The following is a 16,957-nucleotide window of genomic DNA, read 5'->3' as shown; positions in this document are numbered from 1 at the left end:
CGTGCGCGACACCCTCCTCATCGCCCTGTACGCCTTCGCCGGTGCCGCCGCCACGGGCCTGGCCGGAGCGGGCGCACTGCGCCTGATCCGGCGCCGCTCGCTGACCGCCTCGCTCGCCGTGGTCGCGGCGGTCGGGGTGGTCGCGATGCTCGCGGGCACCCTCGCCGTCGCCCAGGCGATGTTCCTGTCGCCGCACGACCTGACCGTCGTCACCACCGTCGTCGCCATGGCGGCCGTCGTCTCCCTGGCCACCGCGCTGCTGCTGGGCCGCTGGGTGGTCGCCCGAAGCCGCGAACTCGCCCTGGCCGCACGCTCCTTCGGTGACGGCGGTGACTTCGCCGCGCCCCGCGGCCCGACCACCGCCGAACTGGACGAACTAGGCCGCGAACTGGTGGCCACCAGCGCCAGACTCGCCGAATCCCGGGAGCGGGAACGGGCGTTGGAGACCTCCCGGCGCGAACTCGTCGCCTGGATCTCGCACGACCTGCGCACCCCGCTCGCCGGCCTGCGCGCCATGTCGGAGGCGCTGGAGGACGGCGTCGCCGCCGACCCCGACCGCTATCTGCGGCAGATGCGCACCGAGGTCGAGCGCCTCAACGACATGGTCGGCGACCTCTTCCAGCTCTCCCGCATCCACGCCGGCACCCTCCCCCTGGCGCCCAACCGGATCTCCCTGTACGACCTGGTCGGTGACGCGCTGGCGGGAGCCGACCCGCTCGCCCGGGAGCACGGGGTGCGGCTGGTGGGCGACCGCATCGAGCCGGTGCCGGTGGAGGTGGACGGCAAGGAGATGAGCCGGGTGCTGGGCAATCTGCTGGTCAACGCCATCCGTCGGACGCCGGCCGACGGCACGGTCGCGGTCGCCGCGGAGCGTTCCCCCGAGGGCGTGGTGCTGTCGGTGACGGACGGCTGCGGCGGCATCCCCGAGGAGGACCTGCCGCGCGTCTTCGACACCGGCTGGCGCGGCACACACGCCCGGACGCCCCCGGCCGGCGCGGGCCTCGGCCTCACCATCGTCCGGGGGATCGTGGAGGCTCACCAGGGCCGGGCCACCGTGCGCAACATTCCCGGCGGTTGCCGCTTCGAGGTGGTGCTGCCCACCGCTCCCTGACCGCGCCCCTATGCCCCGCGCATCCCGGCCCGCGCGAACTCCGCCATGCCTTCCCCGAAACCGACTTCCGGCATCCAGCCCAGCCCGGCCCGCAACCGCGACGAGTCCGCGGTGATGTGCCGTACGTCCCCGAGCCGGTACTCACCGGTGACGACCGGCTCGGGCCCGCCGGACGCGGCGGCCAGCGCCCGTGCCATCGCGCCCACGGTGTGCGGTTCACCGCTCCCGGTGTTGTACGCCGTAAGCGCACCCCCGGCGGCCTCCGCCTCCAGCGCCACCGCGTTGGCCGCCGCCACGTCCCGGACGTGCACGAAGTCCCTCAGCTGCCGCCCGTCCTCGAACACCCGCGGTGCCTCGCCCCGGGCGAGGGCCGAACGGAAGAAGGAGGCGACACCGGCGTACGGGGTGTCGCGTGGCATCCCGGGCCCGTACACATTGTGGTAACGCAGCGACACCGCCGACCCGCCGGTGCAGCGGGCCCAGGCGGCGGCCAGATGCTCCTGGGCGAGCTTGGTCGCCGCGTACACGTTCCGGGGATCGGCCGGGGCGTCCTCGCCCACCAGGCCGGGCGAGAGAGCGTCCCCGCACACCGGGCAGACGGGCTCGAACCGTCCCGCGTCGAGATCGGGGACGGCACGCGGCCCGGGCCGTACGACCCCGTGCCGCGGGCACTCGTACCGCCCCTCCCCGTAGACCACCATCGACCCGGCCAGCACCAGGCGCCCGACGCCGGCCTCCGCCATCGCGGCGAGCAGCACGGCGGTGCCCAGGTCGTTGCGCGAGACGTACTCCGCCGCGTCGGCGACCCCGTTGCCGAGCCCGACCATCGCAGCCTGGTGACACACGGCGTCCACACCGGACAGGGCGCCCGCGACGGCTGCCGGGTCCCGCACGTCGGCGCCGGGATCTCCCCGCACGTCGAACACGAGCGGCTCGTGTCCGCGCTCACGGAGCGCGGACACGACATGGGACCCGATGAACCCGGCACCGCCGGTGACCAGTACACGCATACGGCCACGCTAGGTCCGCGCCGGCCCCGCACCACGGGACCACGCCCGTACGTCATCACTCCGTAAGAGGGCGTTTAGCGTGGGCGTATTGTCGCTTATGGCCGTGCGGCGTCAGACCACACCCGCACCCGGCGGACTGACCGACAAGGGCACCAAGGGCAAGCGCACCCGTAAGGTCCCCATCATCAAGGTAATCCGCCCCCTCGTCGCCCAGCGCATCCTGGCCGCCGGCCCTAATCCCGACGCCCGCCTGTTCACCGGCCCGCGCGACGGACGCATCTCCACCGCCGTCCCGCGCGACGCCACCCACTGGGACGACGTGGTCACCAAGCTCGGCTACGAACACCTGCGCCGCCACGACCTCCGGCACACCGGACTGACCTGGTTCGCCGACGCAGGAGTCCAAGTCCACGTCCTCGACGGATCGCCGGCCACGGCTCGCTGACCACCACCCAGCGCTACCCGCACCCGGACATCCACAAGATCACAGCCGCCGACGCGGCACTATCCGCACACTTCAGCGCACTGCGCGCGCCGCGCTCCCTGCCGAGCCCGATCGTCATGACCCGCTGACCCCGGTCAAGCACGCCGGTCCCCAACTGGTCCCCAAGAATGACCAAAGGCCGGTTTCGGATGTCTCCGAAACCGGCCCTGATCTGCGACTGTCTCCAGTCGGGACGACAGGATTTGAACCTGCGACCCCTTGACCCCCAGTCAAGTGCGCTACCAAGCTGCGCCACGTCCCGATGCGCGGTCGTGCGGTGAACCGCTTGATCGCGCGAACGTCACTTTACCGCACCTCGGGGGTCACGCCGAAAAGGGGCGCGTGGTCGGGGACAATCGACGTATGAATGCCACTTCCTCGGGCAGCACATCCTCCGGCGGCACTCCTTCCGGCGGGCCGGCGGACGCGCGGGACCGGGACGGTGAGGGGCGGGCGCGCAACGCGCGGCCACGGGACGGGCTGGGACGGCCCCTGCCGTACGACGCCGACGGGGTGCCGCGGCAGCCCGAGGGCGTGGTGCGCACTCCGCCGGAGACGGTCGCCGAGGCGCAGGCGCTCCTGGAGGCGGGCAAGCCGTTCCACGCGCACGAGGTCTTCGAGGACGCCTGGAAGTCGGGGCCGCGGGGGGAGCGCGCCCTGTGGCGTGGCCTTGCCCAGCTCGCGGTGGGTCTCACCCACGCGGCCCGCGGCAACGTCACCGGCGGCGCCCGGCTGCTGCGGCGCGGAGCGGGAGCCGTCGAGGAGTGGGTCGCGGACACCGGGGAGCGGACTCCGTACGGCATGGACGCGTCCGGGGTGGTGGCGTGGGCGCGGGAGCTGGCGGACGGCGTCGAGAGCGGGGCGGCGGGTGTCGTCGACGCGGCGGAGCGGGCGCCTCGGTTGCGCCGCGATGGCCTGTAGCGGTCGGTGTGGCACCGGTGGACGCGTTGTCAGTGCCGTGCGGCAGACTCGGGGGGTGCGAAAGATTCATGTGATCGGCATCGGCGCGGGCGACCCCGACCAGCTCACCCTTCAGGCGGTCAGGGCGCTGCGCGACACGGACGTGTTCTTCGTCCTCGACAAGGGCGAGGAGAAGTCGGACCTCGTGGAGCTCCGCCGGGACATGCTTCGCACGCACATACCGGAGGGGACGTACCGCGTGGTGGAGGCGCGTGACCCGGAGCGGGACCGGACGGCGGGCGGTGCCGCCTACTCCCCCGCCGTCGGCGACTGGCGCAGCGCACGCGCGGACATCTACGAGCGGCTGATCACCGGGGAACTGGGCGAGGACGAGACCGGCGCGTTCCTGGTGTGGGGCGATCCGGCGCTGTACGACAGCACGCTCGGCATCCTCCAGGAGGTGCTGGCGCGAGGCACCGTGTACTTCGCGTACGACGTGGTGCCCGGCATCAGCAGCGTCTCGGCCCTGGTGGCGCGGCACCGCACGGGACTCAACCGGGTCGCCCGGCCCGTGCAGATCACCACCGGACGGCGGCTGGCCGAGGGGTTCCCGGAGGGCGTGGACGACGTGGTGGTGATGCTCGACGCCCACCAGGCCTTCCGGCACTGCGCCGACCAGGACATCGACATCTACTGGGGCGCCTACATAGGCACCCCGGACGAGATCCTCGTCTCCGGCCCGATCGCCGAGGCCGCGCCGCGCATCGAGCGACTGCGGGCCGAGGCCCGCGAGCGCAAGGGATGGATCATGGACACGTATCTGCTGCGCCGCCATCCCGAGGGCCGGGCGGAGTAGGCCGGGCTGCCCGGCCGAGGCGTTCCAGGACGGCCGTGGCGTCCGGTACGGCGGTCAGTTCCGGCGGCAGCGGCGGACGGCGTACGACGACGACCGGCAGCCCGAGTTCCCGCGCGGCCGAGAGCTTGGCCGCGGTGGCCGCTCCCCCGCTGTCCTTGGTGACCAGCACGTCGATGCGATGCGCCCTGAGCATCTCCTTCTCGCCGGCCACGGTGAACGGCCCGCGGGCGAGCACCACCCGCGTGTCCGGTGGCATCGGAGGCTCGGGCGGCTCGACCGACCGTACGACGAAGTGGGTCTCGGCCAGGTGGGCGAAGGCGGCCAGGCCCAGCCGTCCGGTGGTCAGGAACGCCCGGCGCCCGAGTCGCGGCAGCAGCTCAGCCGCGGCGTCCAGCGAGTCGACCGGGTGCCAGCGGTCCCCGGGTACCGGGCGCCATCCGGGCCGGCGCAGTACCACCACGGGCACGCCGGTCGCCGCCGCCGCCCGCGCCGCGTTCCGTGTGATCGCCTCGGCGAAGGGGTGGGTGGCGTCGACGACGGCGTCCACGCGGTGCTCGCGCAGCCAGGAGGCCAGTCCCTCCGCCCCGCCGAAACCGCCGACCCGCACGTCCCCGTCCAGCGCTCCCGGTCGCGTCACCCGGCCCGCCAGCGAACTGGTCACCCGCACCCCGTCCCGCGCCGCGAGCACCGCGGCCAGCTCACGGGCCTCGGCGGTTCCACCGAGGAGCAGGATGTGCGAGGGCATGGCGTTGAGCGTAAGGGGTGACGGGCGGGGGCCCGGTACGCGGGGCCCCAGGCGCACAGGGTTCGCAGGGCTCAGACAGCTCGGATTCAGGGCAGCCCGTGTTCGGCGAGCGGGCCCACCGACCAGCCGGACTCGTTGCAGGTGCTGATCAGGTCGGGCAGCGCGCCGAGGGTGGCCTTCCAGGAGTCGGGGGCGGAGGCGTGGTCGGTGTCGTGCAGGAGGATCGTGCCGCCGCCGCGCAGGTCCGCGGTGACGGTCGCGCGGACGGAGGCGGGGGTCGCGTCCGCCGTCCAGTCGCGGCCCCAGGCAGTCCACAGCACGGGCCGCAGCCCTGCACGTCGGGCGGCGGCCCAGCGCCCCGCGGTGAGGATGCCGTAGGGCGGGCGGTACCACCGCGGCCGCAGGCCCGTGATGTCGCGTACGGCCAGCGCCGCCCGCGCGGTCTCCCGGGCGTCCCGGCCCGGGGCCGGCAGCCAGGGGCGGCTGTGGGTCCAGCCGTGCACGGCGAGTTCGTGTCCCCGGTCCGCGATGTGCCGGGTGACGCCGGGGTGGCGGGTCACGCTCTCGCCCAGGACGAAGAACGTGGCGCGTACGGCGAGCCGGTCCAGCTCGTCCAGGAAGAGCGGCGTGGAGACCGGGTCCGGGCCGTCGTCGAAGGTCAGTGCGACATGGTCGGAGCGGCCGGTTCCGGCGAGGCCGGGGAAGCACAGGGCCCGGAAGCGGGGCAGCCAGGTCGCCGCCGGGACGATGTGCGCGGCCGCGACGGCGGCCACCGGCGCGAGGACCGCCGACGCGGTGCGCGCGTGACGGCTGCCGAGTCCTCCCGCCATCTGCCGGATCGCCCTCGCGGGCGCTCTGTCTGCCACGTGACGGCTCCTCCTCACGTCCTCACTTCCTGATTGCTCGCTTCCTCACGGGTGCTCCGCCTGCGCTTTTCCCGGGCCGGAGGCCGCGCCGACCGCCGGTTCCGCGTCCCACTTGCCCGACACGGCGGGGGAACGGGACAGACCGACCGTGCCGGCCGCGAGGAGACCGATACCGACCGCCTCGGGCACCAGTCGGACGCCCAGGGCGATGTGCTCCCCGAACAGCGCCCATCCCAGCGCCACGCTCGTCAGGGCGTCGCCGAGGGTGAGAGCGGGCTGGGAGGCGACGAGCGTGCCCGCCCGGAGGGCGCACTGCAGCAGTCCGAAGGCGGCCAGCCCGGTGATAGCCGTGGCGTACGGCGTCCAGTGCGTCGCCAGCGTGGCCAGGCCCTGCTGGTAGAGGCCCGTCACCTCCTTGAGGAGGGCGGCCGTCGCCGCGAACAGCACGGCCGAGGCCAGACCGAGCACGGCGGCCCGGGGCGGGCCCTTGACCAGCCGCGCCACGCCGATCAGCAACAGGACCAGGCACACCACGGCGACGCCGACCGGGATCCAGCGCGCCCCCTCGGCCGTGGCGCGTCCGGCGGACGGCGCGGCGGCGGCGAGGAAGACGGCCAGTCCGGCGGCCAGGGCGAGGAACGACAGCCAGGTGATCCGGGCCGGCCGCCGGCGGAAGACGATGCTGCCCATCGCCAGCGTGAACAGCAGTTCGGTCGCGAGGAGGGGCTGGACGAGTGACAGGCTCCCGACGGCCAGCGCGGCGGCCTGCAGAACCGCGGACACCGCCAGCATGGCCGCCCCACCCAGCCAGATCCGCCGCCGCCTGACCTTGGCGGCATGCGGCGAGCGGACAGCGGCCGGACCGTTTCCACCGTCCGTCATTCGGGTGGCGGGGCCGCCTCGGCCGCCCTCCCCGCGCCTGTCCTCCGGCGTATCGCCCGCCGTCCCGCTCGGGCGACGGGCGCCGTCTCCCCCGCCGTCCGGCGCCTCCGTCGCAGCGCGCCTCATCAGGACCGAGGCCGCGGCGTTGGCGCACGCGGCGAACAGTGCGAGGACGATGGTGAGCGCGTTCACCCCGAGCGTCACCCGAATCGTGCGGCGAGGCGGCGGTACAGGCCGGGCGCGGCGCCGCGCACTCGGCCGGGCAGGCGGGTCCAGCCGGGGACGTACACCTCGTCCCGGCCTCGCGACACCGCCTCCCACACCGCGTCGGCGACCCGGCTCGCCGGGACGGGCCGGGGCCTGGAGCGCCGGTAGGGCACCCCGCGGCGGTCGAAGAACGGCGTGTCGACCACCCCGGGCACCACATGGCTGATGCCGACCCCCGTACCGCGCAGCTCGTAGCGCACGGCGTCGGCGAAGGCGCCCAGCGCGGCCTTGGCGGCGGAGTAGACGGCCTCGTCGCGGACGCCGACCGTGCCGGCCAGGGAGCCGATGATGACCACACGGCCCGTGCCCTGCCTGATCATCTGGGGCAGCAGCAGCCGGACCAGGCGCAGTGTCGCCAGTACGTTGACGTCGAACACCTCGTCGATGGCGGGCTGCGGCATGGTGCTGAACGGTCCGGCCCACCCGATGCCCGCGCCCGCCACCAGCAGGTCGACGCTTCCCATACTGTCGAGCGCGAAGTCCGCCAGCCGTCGTTCGGCGCCCTGGCCGGACAGGTCCGCCGGATAGGCCAGGGCCGAGGTGCCCCGGGCGACCTCCTCCAACCGGGTGCGATCGCGCCCGTTGAGCACCAGGCGCCAGCCGCCCTCGGCGGCCAGCCGCCGTGCCACGGCCGCGCCGATCCCGGACGAGGCGCCGGTCACCAGGGCGCCCCCGCCCGGCGCCGCGGCACCGCCGGTCCGGCCGGGCGCCGCGCTCGGCGCCGCCGGTGCCTCGACCGGCGTGCCGGAGCCGGACCGTACGCGGGAGGGGGCGTGGGACATCGGGACGCACCTCGAGGATCGGACGGACCGCGGGCCGCCGGTGCGGCCCCGGCGGTACGGGACGGCCTCCGGGGTGGTGAAGTATCCCGGAGGCTGTGCCCGAAACGTGGGACGGGCGGAAGGGTGTGCCCGTTCGTTTGACTGCGGTGGGTGAGGGTTACTCACATCCAGTGTCGTCCGAATCGTCCGTGCCGCCACCGCTGCCCGCCGCCGAGGAGCCCGGAACGCGCCGCGCGCCCGTCCGGCCGGCCCTGACGTCCCCACCGGAGACGCGGCGGCTGCTCGTGCTGAGCGCGAGCATGGGGTCGGGCCACGACACGGTGGCCGCCGAGCTTGCCCGCCGAGCTTGCGCCGCGGGCAAGGAGGCCCAGGTCGTCGACGTACTGGCCCTGCTGCCCGGCGGCCTGGGAAGCGGTCTGCGCGGCTTCTACCGGACCGTCGTCCGCGAGGCCCCCTGGGTGTACGCCGGTATCTACGACCTGTTCCTCGCGCCCGGTCCCCGGCCGCGCCCGAGCGGTACTCCGCTGGCCCGGCTGGCCGGTGGGCGTCTGCTGAGCCTGGTGGGTGAGTGGCAGCCCGATGTGGTGGTGCCGGTCTTCCATCTGGCGGCCCAGCTCACCGGTCACCTCCGGGCGCGAGGCGCGCTGCGGGTGCCCAGCGCGGTGGTCGTCGTCGACTTCGCGGCGCACCGGCAGTGGCTGCACCCGGGCAACGACCTGCATGTGTGTCTCACGGACGAGAGCGCCGGGGAGGTGCGGCGGGGCACCGGGAGGGCGGCGGAGGCGGCCGGTCCGGTGGTGGCACCGGAGTTCTTCGCGGCGGGGCCGGGCACCGCCGTATGGCGGCGCCGGCTGGAGCGGTACGGCGGGGGGCGGCCCGCGGTGCTGGTCTCCGCGGGGGCCTGGGGAGCCGGCACCCGCCTGGCCGACACGGCCCGGCTGCTCGTCGCGCACGGCTTCCTGCCGGTCGTGCTCTGCGGTCGCAACGAACGGCTCCGCCGGGCCCTGTCCGGCGTGCCGGGTGTGCTCACCCCCGGTTGGGTGACGGACATGCCGGAGCTGCTGCACGCGTGTGCCGCCCTGGTGGACAACGCGGCCGGGCAGACCGCCGTGCAGGCGCTCGCCGCGGGCCTGCCCGTCGTCGGTCACCGCCCGCTGCCCGGACACGGGGCGGAGGGGGTGCGCCGTATGGCTGCCCTCGGCGTCTGCGACCACGCACCCGGCCCGGACGCCCTGCTGCTCTCCCTGACCCGCCTCACGGCGCCGGGCGCACCGCGTGAGGAGCGGATCGCGGCCGGGCGCGCCCTCTTCCGGAAGGACCCGCTCGACCTGGTCGTACGGGCCACGGGGGCGAGCCGCCCTTCCTAGGGCCTCTCGTTTGGATCATGCCGGGCTCGCGGGGTCTGGCACCGCTCCCCCAAGCTCTTCGAGCAGGGGGCACCCCCAGCGGCGTTGTCGTCGGTTGGCAGGGCTCCGCCCTGCCGCCCTCCTCCGCCTTGCGACGCTCCCCCACTGCCTGAACGGCGTGGGAGGTGCCCCCAGCACCAGACCCCGCTCCCTGATCCGGCCTGATCCAAACGAAAGACCCTAGCCGGGAGGCTTCAGGGCCGATCGCCCCGCGTCTCGTCCCGCCGGAGGTCCAGGCGTCCCACGCGGGCGACGTTCTCCCGGTCCTCGGCGTCCTCGCTCGGCGCGGCGGTGAACCAGGCGTCGAGGATCTCCTTGAGGAGCGGTTCGGAGGTCAGCCGCAGGCCGAGCGCCAGCACATTGGCGTCGTTCCAGCGGCGGGCGCCGTCCGCCGTGTAGGCGTCGGTGCACAGAGCGGCCCGTACGCCCGGCACCTTGTTCGCGGCGATGGACGCGCCCGTGCCGGTCCAGCAGCACACGACGGCCTGGTCCGAGCGCCCCTCGGCGACATCACGGGCCGCGGCGGCCGAACACGCCGCCCACTGGGGGTCGTCCCCGGGGCGCAGCGCGCCGTGGGCCACCACCTCGTGCCCGCGCTCTCGCAGCAGGGCGACCAGTGAGCGGGCGACGGGTTCGGCCATGTCCGAGGAGACGGAGATCCGCATGTGCCGGAGACTACTCAGCGCGCCGTCCGGACTCCAGGGGCGCCCGTCCCGCCGTACCCGTAGGAGGGGCTAGAACCACGACATCCCGGCGAGCACCGCGGAGACGAACAGGACGGCGCCGCCCACGAGGGCGGCCACGCGGAAGTGGCGGCGCAGCGAGGAGCGCACGCCGGGTCTGCGCGGGGGCACCCGGTGCACGCTGGTGTTCCAGCCGCCGGAGTCCATGGCGGTGCCCCCTGACGCGGCCCCGGTACGTGCGGGGGCGGGAGCGGCGGCGGCGCGGCGGTGCGAGGGGGCGGTCCCGCGCTGGCTCGGACCGCGGTGCTGCCCGTGGCCCCCGCCGCCACCCCACTGCTCCGGGGGAAGCGGCTCGGGCACGCCGCGCCACGCGCCGCCCGCGAACCACTCCGCGGCCTGCTGGGCCGTGGGCCGTTCCTCCGGCCGTTTGGCCAGCATGCTCAGCAGGTACGCCTCGAAGGCGGGCGGCAGCGCCGCGCCCCGCTGGTGCGGCGGTACGGGCGCGGCGTCGACGTGCTGGTAGAGCAGGGCGGTCGCGGTCGACGCCTCGAAGGGCGGGGAGCCGACGGACAGGTGGTAGAGCACGCAGCCCAGGGAGTACATGTCGGAGGCCGCGCTCGCCGGGGTGCCGATGCAGCGTTCGGGCGCCAGGTAGAGGCCGGTGCCGACGATCTGTCCGGCGGTGGTGAGCGCGCCGGAGGGGTCGTCGACGAAGCGGGCGATGCCGAAGTCGGCGATGCGGACGCTGCCCTGCTGGTCGCTGAGCAGGTTGCCGGGCTTGACGTCCCGGTGCACGATGCCCTGGGCGTGCGCCGCGGCGAGGCCCTCCGCGGAGTGCTGGGCCACCTGGGCCAGCCGTTCCGGTGTGAGCGGGCCGCCGGCGGTCAGCTCACCGGCCAGGCTGTCGCCCTCGATCAGTTCCATCACGAGGAAGCAGCGGTCCTCCCACGCACCGAAGTCGAGCGTGCCGACCACGTGCGGGTGGTTCAGCCGGGCCGACGTCTGCGCCTCCAGTCTGAACCGGGCCTCGGCCGAGGCGTCCGATCCGTCGTTCAGCAGCAGTTTGACCGCGATCGGTCTGCCGAGCACCTCGTCGAGGCCTCGCCAGACCTCGCCCATTCCGCCGCGCCCGATGACCGTCTGCAGCCGGTACCGCCCCGCCACCAGCACCCGTAACCCCGCCCTCAAGATCCCCGAATTCCCGCCCTCACGACCGCTCCCCGCAGCGGGCGCGGCAGCGGCCGGGCAGCGCATACGGGTCGCGGCAACCGCGGCTCATCTTAACGATCACGCGGGGCGCTCCCGACCCCTGCCCGGCCATACCGGCCGGATTGTCCGGACAAGAAACCTTCGGAATTCGGGACCGGGACCCTCCGGGTGAAAAGCGGGGAGTCGATCGTCATACAAATATGTAGAGCTGATCATGTATGTCATCGTCGCCCTACCCGGCTGATCCACTCGGGAAGGAGAGGACGAACGGTGACCCCTCTGACATGGCTGCTCATCCCGCTGGCGACGGCGTTCATGGCGAGCGTCTGGGGCGTCGTCGCGGGACGGCCGCGGCGCGCCGACGACGTGGGGGAGGTGGAGCGCTACGACCGCTTCCGAGCGGCGCTGGCCCGCGCGGACCAGACGACCTGACCGGACGACCTGACCGGGCGGCCGGCTAACGCAGCAGAAGCTGCAGTCCGCCCACGACGGTGGCCGCGATCACCAACTGTTCGAACAGCCGCTGGTTGATGTGGTGCACCGCCCACTTGCCGAGCAGCGCGCCGGGCACGACGAAGACCACGAGCACGGCGTCCAGGAGCAGCGAGCGGCCGTCGATCAGGCCGAGGCCGGCGCTGAAGGGCACCTTGGAGACGTTGACGATGAGGAAGAAGAACGCCGACGTGCCCAGGAAGCCGAGCTTGCGGAAGCCCGCGGAGAGCAGGTACAGCGACATCACCGGGCCGCCCGCGTTGGCGACCATGGTGGTGAAGCCGCCGAGGACACCGTAGGAGCGGGCCTTGAGGCGGCCCGGACGGGTGGTGACCGGGTCCGGCGCCTCCTCCCGGCCGGCGCCGCGCCGCCGCCACACCGTCACCCCCGCCATGAACAGCAGGATCGCCCCGATCGACGTCCGTACCGCCCCGTCGTCGGCCCACATCAGGAACACGGTGCCCACGACCACTCCCGCCGCGACCGCCGGGAACAGCCGCCACAGCGTGGGCCAGTGGGCGTGCCGCCGGTAGGTGAGGACGGCGAGGACGTCGCCGGCGATCAGGACCGGCAGCAATACACCGGTGGAGGCGCGGGCGGGCAGGACGGCCGCGAAGACGGCGAGGCTGACCGTGTTGGCCCCGCTGACTGCGGTCTTCGAGAAGCCGACGAGCAGGGCCGCGAAGGCGAGCGCGGCGAATCCCCACCCGGATATGTTCCAGAGCGTCATCGTGTTCATGCGGTGACCGATGTTATGTCCTGACAAGTGCGGGACGTAAGGGAGTCCCACCTGGAGGAGCCATGGCCGACGTCCGTGAGCACGTCCTGACCGGCACCCGGGGCGCCCTCGCCGTCCGCGAGTGGCCGCACCCGCGGCCTCGGTACATCGCGCTCCTGGTGCACGGGTACGGCGAGCACTCCGGCCGCTACGAGGAGCCCGCCCGCGCGCTGACGGCGCACGGCGCGGTCGTCTACGGGCCCGACCACATGGGCCACGGCAAGTCGGCGGGCGAGCGGGTGGTGGTCGAGGACTTCGAGGACGTCGTCACCGACGTGCGCGCCGTGGCGGATCTCGCCCGCGCCGCGCACCCCGGGCTGCCGCTCGTGCTGATCGGCCACTCCATGGGCGGGCTGGTCTCCGCCCGCTACGCCCAGCGTCACGGCGGGGAACTCGCCGCGCTCGTGCTGTCCGGGCCGGTCATCGGCGCCTGGGAGCTGCCCGGCAGGCTGCTGGCCCTGGACGAGATCCCCGACACGCCGGTCAGCCCGGCCGCGCTGTCCCGGGACCCGGCGGTGGGTGCGGCGTACGCGGCGGACCCGCTCGTCTGGCACGGCCCGATGAAGCGGCCGACGGTCGAGGCGTTCGCGCGGACCCTGGAGGCCGTCGCCGAGGGCGGCGACATCGGGGAGCTGCCCGTGCTGTGGCTGCACGGCGGCGACGACCGGCTGGTCCCGCTCCAGGGTAGCCGGGTCGGGATCGAGCGGCTGGGCGGCACACTGACCGAGCGGATCCACCCGGGCGCCCGGCACGAGATGTTCCTGGAGACCGACCGGGCCGAGGTGTACGCCGACATGACGGATTTCCTGGATCGCGTGCTCGCGCGCTGAACGCCGCCTTTCGAACGGAAAGGGGCGTCCCACCTGGGGCAAGCGGTAGTTTGCTCCCTCGCGGCGAGGGCACCCGCGCCTGCAGGGAGCGGTCGCGCAGCGTGGGCGGGACCGGCGAGGACGAACGCGTCGCACCGCTCCGTACCGCCAGAGACGACCCCCCAAGGAGAACCACCGTATGACTGTCGTGAAGAGCACGATCTCCGACTCGGCCCTTCAGGTCACCGGGGACGCGCTGCAGAGCACTCTCGTGGACCTTCTCGGGCTCTCCCTGATCGGGAAGCAGGCACACTGGAACATCATCGGACCGCGGTTCCGGTCCATCCACCTCCAGCTCGACGAGGTGGTGGCGGCGGCCCGCGAGTTCGCCGACACGGTCGCCGAGCGCGCCGCCGCGCTCGGTCTGCCGCCGGACGGACGCCCGGAGACGATCGCCTCGGCCTTCACCCTGCCCGGCCCCAAGGACGGCTGGGTGCGCGACGCGGAGGTCGTGGGGATCATGGTCGAGTCCCTGGAGGCGGCCATCAAGCGGCTGCGCGAGCGCATCGACGCGACGGAGAAGCCCGACCCGGTCACCCAGGACCTGCTGATCACGATCACGGCCGAACTGGAGAAGCAGCGCTGGATGTTCGCCGCCGAGAACGTGAGCGAGCGCGGCTGAACCCCGTACGGCGGAGGGCCCCTCGGGCCGGCGTGCGCACCGCCGCCGTCACCCGAGCGGCCCCGTCCCGCGGCCACGGGCATGCGGGACGAGGGCCCCGCGCCTAACGTCGACATGGCACAGCAGTGGCGGTGTCCGGGACGGCTCGTTACGCCGTTCGCGGGTGCCGGTTCGGCGTGGGAGGCCGGTCAGCCATGAGACTCACCGAAGCACGCCGGCGCGGCCGGCGTCGGGACCGGGACCGGCCCCTGCTCGTCAGCAGATGGCGTGAGACGGCGGACCGGCATCTGACCCCGCTGCAACGGTCGTTGCTGATCACGTGGATCTCCTTCGGGGTCACCTTCGGCACCGTCCGGGTCATCACGCACGGCATCCGGGGCGGCTGGCTGCCCTGGGGCAACATCTCCGCCGGCGGCGAGCACGTGCACCACTACAACATCGGCATCGCCACCCTCACGGGCGTGGGCCTGATCGCCGTACGCGGTGACGAACGCGCGGTCGGGCACCCCGCCGTCGCGGCCGCGTACGGCTGCGGCACCGCGCTCATCTGCGACGAGTTCGCTCTCCTGCTGGACCTTCAGGACGTCTACTGGGCCAAGCAGGGCCGGATCAGCGTCGACGTGTCCCTCGGAGTTCTCTCCGTGCTGGGCGCCTACCTGACGGCGAAGCCGTTCTGGCACGAGATCGGCCGTGTCACCCGCCACCACATCGTCACCGCGGCCACGCGCCACGGCGCCACCGCCTGATTCCCGCACCCGCCCGTTTTCCGCACCGCCCCACCACGGCCCGGCCGCCGCCATGCACGCCGCGCGGGCGGTCGCGCCCACCGTGAGGAGCACGGCATGAGCACAGCCGAGCACCAGGAGGACGGCACCGAGGCCGCCTCCGGGCAGCGGCCCGCCCCGCAGCGGCCGTCCGCGATACGCATGCGCGTCTCGCGGGCCGATCCCTGGTCGGTGATGACGACGAGCTGTCTGGTGCTGCTGGGGCTCGGGGCCTGCGTGCTCGTCACCATGGTGCTCGTCTGGGCCATGCTGACCGCGCTGGACCCGGAGGCCTGGCCCTCGTTCGGCTGGACGCTCGTCATCGCCGCCGGTGTCGTCACTCTGGAGGTCGTTCTGGGTACGGCCCTGGCGACCCTGGGCGCGTTCCTCTACAACATGTCCTCCCAGTACGCCGGGGGTGTCCATCTGACCCTGGCCGACGACGCGGCGGCGGGCTCGGACCCGCGGCCCGAGTTGCTGCCGGACGTCGGCCGGGTGTTCCGCCGGCTCCAGGCTCGCGTGGGATTCCCGCCGCCCGGATGGGGTGCGCGCTACGTCGAGTTCGTCGACCACTGCGGCGACGCGTGGCGGCGGTTGAAGGGCCGGGACGGCGGGCACGGCCGGGACGCCGGGCCTGGCCGGGACGGCGGGCCTGGCCGGGACGGCGGGCCTGGCCGGGACGGCGGGCCTGGCCGGGACGGCGGGCCTGGCCGGGACGGCGGGCCTGGCCGGGACGGCGGGCCTGGCCGGGACGGCGGGCCTGGTCGAGGCAGCGGTCACGACGAGCGTGCGCGCGGGGACCGGGACGACCCGGACGCCCGGGTCGAGGAGACCACTTCCGGCTGACAGGCCCCACGGCCCGGACTCCGCCCCGCTCCGGGCACCGGCCGGTCAGTCGCCGGCGACGGGCGGCAGGTGCAGCAGGCGCGCGATGGTGCGCAGGACGCCGTTCTCGTTGTTGGACGGGGCCAGGTGGCGGGCCCGGCCGATGACCTCGGGGTGGGCGTTGGCCATGGCGAACGACCACTCGGCGGCGTCCAGCATCTCCAGGTCGTTGAGGTAGTCGCCGAACACCAGGGTCTGCGCGGGCGTGATCCCCAGGTCGCGCTGCAGCCGGCGCAGGGCGGCGCCCTTGTCGGCGGTGCGGTTCATGACGTCGACCCAGTGCTCGCCCGAGACGACGACCTGGTGGGTCCCGGCGAACGGCGCCAGCGCCGGGGCGGTGGTCCGCTCGGCCGACCCGAAGTCGAACAGGGCCACCTTGATGATGTCGTCGTCCACGGCCGCCGCGTCCGGCACGATCCGGTGCCGTACGTAGTACTTGCGGACCTCGGCCAGGAACGCCTCGTCGGTCCGCTCCACGTAGGCCGACCGCTTGCCGCAGACCACGGCGCCCACGTCCACGCCCCCGGCGGCGAGTTGCCGTACGGCCCCGATCAGACGGGCCGCGGCGGCCGGGTCCAGAGGGTCGGAACTCAGTTCCACGCCGTCCCGGACGACATAGGTCCCGTTCTCCGCGATGAACACCATGCCCTCGTCGTGGCCGGCGAACTGCTCGGCCAGCGTGGCGTACTGGCGGCCGCTCGCGGGGCTGAACAGCACACCGCGGCGGCGCAGTTCGGCCAGGGTCGGCCAGAGTCCGGCCGGGAGCCGCTTGGCGTCGTCCAGGAGCGTGCCGTCCATGTCGGTGACGATCAGCCGTATGCCGGCGGGGCCGGTGAGGTTCCCGGGGGCGGGTTCGGAGACGGTGAGCAGGGGCGAGGGTGTGCTGGGCATGTCCGTTTTCCGTGGCGGCGCGGCAGGCGCGTCCGGTGGTGGGGCGCCGGCTCCGTTGCCGTGCGCGGGGCGTGCGGTGGCGGACGCCGTACGGGCTCCGGGCCGTCGTCGGCCGGGGTGGTCGGGTCGTGGCGCCACGACCCGGCCAGCCTACCGGGGCCCGCCCGGCCGGCCGGGTTCGGCCGATTCCCGGACACGGTGATCACCGGGCGGCACAATGGCGGCGTCGGCCGCGGCAGGCCGCCGACAGGGGCGTGAGCAGGAAAGCGACGGCAGGAGCGCAGACGTGGGAGCAGGCCGCACACCGCCGGGCGCCCGCGCCCGCACCGAGGTGGCCGGCTCTTTCGAGGGCCTGGTCGAGCCGGGCCCGGTGCCGTGCTCGCGGTGGCGTCCGGGCGGCGACTCCCCCGTCGCGGTACCGCGGTTCGGCGCGGTCGCCGTGAAACGCTGACGCG

Annotated in this window: 19 protein-coding genes, 1 tRNA gene and 1 pseudogene; 11 read left to right on the top strand and 10 right to left on the bottom strand. The window is 74.1% G+C overall.

The features are described from left to right. Position 1: 1 nt before the first annotated feature. The gene (locus OIE49_RS31790; protein WP_326805303.1) at positions 2–1,111 is read left to right on the top strand and encodes a sensor histidine kinase; all 1,110 of its coding nucleotides are present in this window, start codon (positions 2–4) and stop codon (positions 1,109–1,111) included. An 8-nt stretch (positions 1,112–1,119) separates the two neighbouring features. On the opposite strand, the gene OIE49_RS31785 is transcribed toward OIE49_RS31790, so the two are convergent. Continuing rightward, positions 1,120–2,121 carry an NAD-dependent epimerase/dehydratase family protein gene (locus tag OIE49_RS31785; RefSeq protein ID WP_326805302.1) on the bottom strand — a complete coding sequence of 334 codons (1,002 nt, stop codon included), beginning with the start codon at positions 2,119–2,121 and terminating at the stop codon, positions 1,120–1,122. A 94-nt stretch (positions 2,122–2,215) separates the two neighbouring features. On the opposite strand from OIE49_RS31785, the pseudogene OIE49_RS31780 reads away from it, so the two are divergent. Continuing rightward, positions 2,216–2,694: pseudogene (locus tag OIE49_RS31780) on the top strand (tyrosine-type recombinase/integrase); the annotation flags it as partial. Between the two features lie 99 nt (positions 2,695–2,793). Here OIE49_RS31780 and OIE49_RS31775 read toward each other — a convergent pair. Continuing rightward, positions 2,794–2,867, bottom strand: a tRNA-Pro gene (locus OIE49_RS31775). A gap of 101 nt (positions 2,868–2,968) precedes the next feature. Here OIE49_RS31775 and OIE49_RS31770 point away from each other — a divergent pair. Further along, positions 2,969–3,526: a DUF309 domain-containing protein gene (locus OIE49_RS31770; protein WP_326805301.1), complete on the top strand. Its 558-nt coding sequence runs from the start codon at positions 2,969–2,971 to the stop codon at positions 3,524–3,526. A 55-nt stretch (positions 3,527–3,581) separates the two neighbouring features. Beyond that, positions 3,582–4,361, top strand: a complete 780-nt coding sequence (cobF, locus tag OIE49_RS31765; protein ID WP_326805300.1) for a precorrin-6A synthase (deacetylating) — start codon at positions 3,582–3,584, stop codon at positions 4,359–4,361. Here cobF and OIE49_RS31760 read toward each other — a convergent pair. From OIE49_RS31760 to OIE49_RS31745, 4 genes are all read right to left on the bottom strand, one after another. Continuing rightward, the gene (locus tag OIE49_RS31760) at positions 4,312–5,106 is read right to left on the bottom strand and encodes a cobalt-precorrin-6A reductase (RefSeq protein WP_326805299.1); all 795 of its coding nucleotides are present in this window, start codon (positions 5,104–5,106) and stop codon (positions 4,312–4,314) included. The two genes, cobF and OIE49_RS31760, sit on opposite strands and share 50 nt — an antisense overlap. Positions 5,107–5,192: 86 nt before the next feature. Further along, a complete protein-coding gene (locus tag OIE49_RS31755; protein ID WP_326806377.1) occupies positions 5,193–5,936 on the bottom strand; it encodes a polysaccharide deacetylase family protein in 744 nt (247 codons plus the stop codon). Between the two features lie 81 nt (positions 5,937–6,017). Then, positions 6,018–7,046 (bottom strand): DMT family transporter, encoded by a 1,029-nt coding sequence (locus OIE49_RS31750; RefSeq protein WP_326805298.1) that lies wholly within the window; start codon positions 7,044–7,046, stop codon positions 6,018–6,020. 8 nt (positions 7,047–7,054) lie between these two features. Then, the gene (locus OIE49_RS31745) at positions 7,055–7,903 is read right to left on the bottom strand and encodes an SDR family NAD(P)-dependent oxidoreductase (protein ID WP_326805297.1); all 849 of its coding nucleotides are present in this window, start codon (positions 7,901–7,903) and stop codon (positions 7,055–7,057) included. A 170-nt stretch (positions 7,904–8,073) separates the two neighbouring features. Here OIE49_RS31745 and OIE49_RS31740 point away from each other — a divergent pair, with 170 nt between their 5' ends. After that, positions 8,074–9,270, top strand: coding sequence for an MGDG synthase family glycosyltransferase (locus OIE49_RS31740; RefSeq protein ID WP_442812325.1), 1,197 nt, complete (start codon positions 8,074–8,076; stop codon positions 9,268–9,270). A 233-nt stretch (positions 9,271–9,503) separates the two neighbouring features. Here OIE49_RS31740 and OIE49_RS31735 read toward each other — a convergent pair whose 3' ends face one another. Further along, complete coding sequence (locus OIE49_RS31735) at positions 9,504–9,974, bottom strand: RpiB/LacA/LacB family sugar-phosphate isomerase (RefSeq protein WP_326805296.1); 471 nt, start codon at positions 9,972–9,974, stop codon at positions 9,504–9,506. Between the two features lie 69 nt (positions 9,975–10,043). Further along, the gene (locus tag OIE49_RS31730) at positions 10,044–11,180 is read right to left on the bottom strand and encodes a serine/threonine-protein kinase (protein WP_326805295.1); all 1,137 of its coding nucleotides are present in this window, start codon (positions 11,178–11,180) and stop codon (positions 10,044–10,046) included. A gap of 291 nt (positions 11,181–11,471) precedes the next feature. On the opposite strand from OIE49_RS31730, the gene OIE49_RS31725 reads away from it, so the two are divergent. Continuing rightward, positions 11,472–11,633 (top strand): hypothetical protein, encoded by a 162-nt coding sequence (locus OIE49_RS31725; protein WP_326805294.1) that lies wholly within the window; start codon positions 11,472–11,474, stop codon positions 11,631–11,633. Between the two features lie 25 nt (positions 11,634–11,658). Here OIE49_RS31725 and OIE49_RS31720 read toward each other — a convergent pair whose 3' ends face one another. Further along, positions 11,659–12,432: a sulfite exporter TauE/SafE family protein gene (locus tag OIE49_RS31720; RefSeq protein ID WP_326805293.1), complete on the bottom strand. Its 774-nt coding sequence runs from the start codon at positions 12,430–12,432 to the stop codon at positions 11,659–11,661. A gap of 62 nt (positions 12,433–12,494) precedes the next feature. Between OIE49_RS31720 and OIE49_RS31715 the strand changes: the two genes are divergently transcribed. The 4 genes from OIE49_RS31715 (at position 12,495) to OIE49_RS31700 (ending at position 15,572) form a co-directional block, all read left to right on the top strand. Further along, on the top strand, positions 12,495–13,301 hold the full coding sequence (locus OIE49_RS31715) for an alpha/beta hydrolase (protein ID WP_326805292.1): 807 nt from the start codon (positions 12,495–12,497) through the stop codon (positions 13,299–13,301). A 178-nt stretch (positions 13,302–13,479) separates the two neighbouring features. Next, positions 13,480–13,962 carry a Dps family protein gene (locus OIE49_RS31710; RefSeq protein ID WP_326805291.1) on the top strand — a complete coding sequence of 161 codons (483 nt, stop codon included), beginning with the start codon at positions 13,480–13,482 and terminating at the stop codon, positions 13,960–13,962. Positions 13,963–14,156: 194 nt separating this feature from the next. Next, the gene (locus OIE49_RS31705) at positions 14,157–14,708 is read left to right on the top strand and encodes a hypothetical protein (protein ID WP_326805290.1); all 552 of its coding nucleotides are present in this window, start codon (positions 14,157–14,159) and stop codon (positions 14,706–14,708) included. A 96-nt stretch (positions 14,709–14,804) separates the two neighbouring features. Further along, positions 14,805–15,572, top strand: coding sequence for a DUF3566 domain-containing protein (locus OIE49_RS31700; RefSeq protein ID WP_326805289.1), 768 nt, complete (start codon positions 14,805–14,807; stop codon positions 15,570–15,572). A 45-nt stretch (positions 15,573–15,617) separates the two neighbouring features. Here OIE49_RS31700 and OIE49_RS31695 read toward each other — a convergent pair whose 3' ends face one another. Continuing rightward, entirely contained in the window at positions 15,618–16,502 is an 885-nt protein-coding gene (locus OIE49_RS31695) for a Cof-type HAD-IIB family hydrolase (RefSeq protein ID WP_326805288.1), read from the bottom strand. A 286-nt stretch (positions 16,503–16,788) separates the two neighbouring features. Between OIE49_RS31695 and OIE49_RS31690 the strand changes: the two genes are divergently transcribed. Further along, complete coding sequence (locus OIE49_RS31690; protein ID WP_376491146.1) at positions 16,789–16,953, top strand: hypothetical protein; 165 nt, start codon at positions 16,789–16,791, stop codon at positions 16,951–16,953. Positions 16,954–16,957: the final 4 nt, after the last annotated feature.

This window comes from Streptomyces sp. NBC_01788 (assembly GCF_035917575.1).
Taxonomy (GTDB): domain Bacteria; phylum Actinomycetota; class Actinomycetes; order Streptomycetales; family Streptomycetaceae; genus Streptomyces.
This window is presented reverse-complemented; position numbering and strand designations above follow the sequence as displayed.

Excerpts from the sequence above, each read along its gene's own strand:
- OIE49_RS31785 (WP_326805302.1), bottom strand. The coding sequence starts at position 2,121 with ATGCGTGTACTGGTCACCGGCGGTGCCGGGTTCATCGGGTCCCATGTC.
- OIE49_RS31770 (WP_326805301.1), top strand. The coding sequence starts at position 2,969 with ATGAATGCCACTTCCTCGGGCAGCACATCCTCCGGCGGCACTCCTTCC.
- OIE49_RS31760 (WP_326805299.1), bottom strand. The coding sequence starts at position 5,106 with ATGCCCTCGCACATCCTGCTCCTCGGTGGAACCGCCGAGGCCCGTGAG.
- OIE49_RS31755 (WP_326806377.1), bottom strand. The coding sequence starts at position 5,936 with ATGGCGGGAGGACTCGGCAGCCGTCACGCGCGCACCGCGTCGGCGGTC.
- OIE49_RS31745 (WP_326805297.1), bottom strand. The coding sequence starts at position 7,903 with ATGTCCCACGCCCCCTCCCGCGTACGGTCCGGCTCCGGCACGCCGGTC.
- OIE49_RS31735 (WP_326805296.1), bottom strand. The coding sequence starts at position 9,974 with ATGCGGATCTCCGTCTCCTCGGACATGGCCGAACCCGTCGCCCGCTCA.
- OIE49_RS31720 (WP_326805293.1), bottom strand. The coding sequence starts at position 12,432 with ATGAACACGATGACGCTCTGGAACATATCCGGGTGGGGATTCGCCGCG.
- OIE49_RS31715 (WP_326805292.1), top strand. The coding sequence starts at position 12,495 with ATGGCCGACGTCCGTGAGCACGTCCTGACCGGCACCCGGGGCGCCCTC.
- OIE49_RS31710 (WP_326805291.1), top strand. The coding sequence starts at position 13,480 with ATGACTGTCGTGAAGAGCACGATCTCCGACTCGGCCCTTCAGGTCACC.
- OIE49_RS31705 (WP_326805290.1), top strand. The coding sequence starts at position 14,157 with ATGAGACTCACCGAAGCACGCCGGCGCGGCCGGCGTCGGGACCGGGAC.
- OIE49_RS31700 (WP_326805289.1), top strand. The coding sequence starts at position 14,805 with ATGAGCACAGCCGAGCACCAGGAGGACGGCACCGAGGCCGCCTCCGGG.
- OIE49_RS31695 (WP_326805288.1), bottom strand. The coding sequence starts at position 16,502 with ATGCCCAGCACACCCTCGCCCCTGCTCACCGTCTCCGAACCCGCCCCC.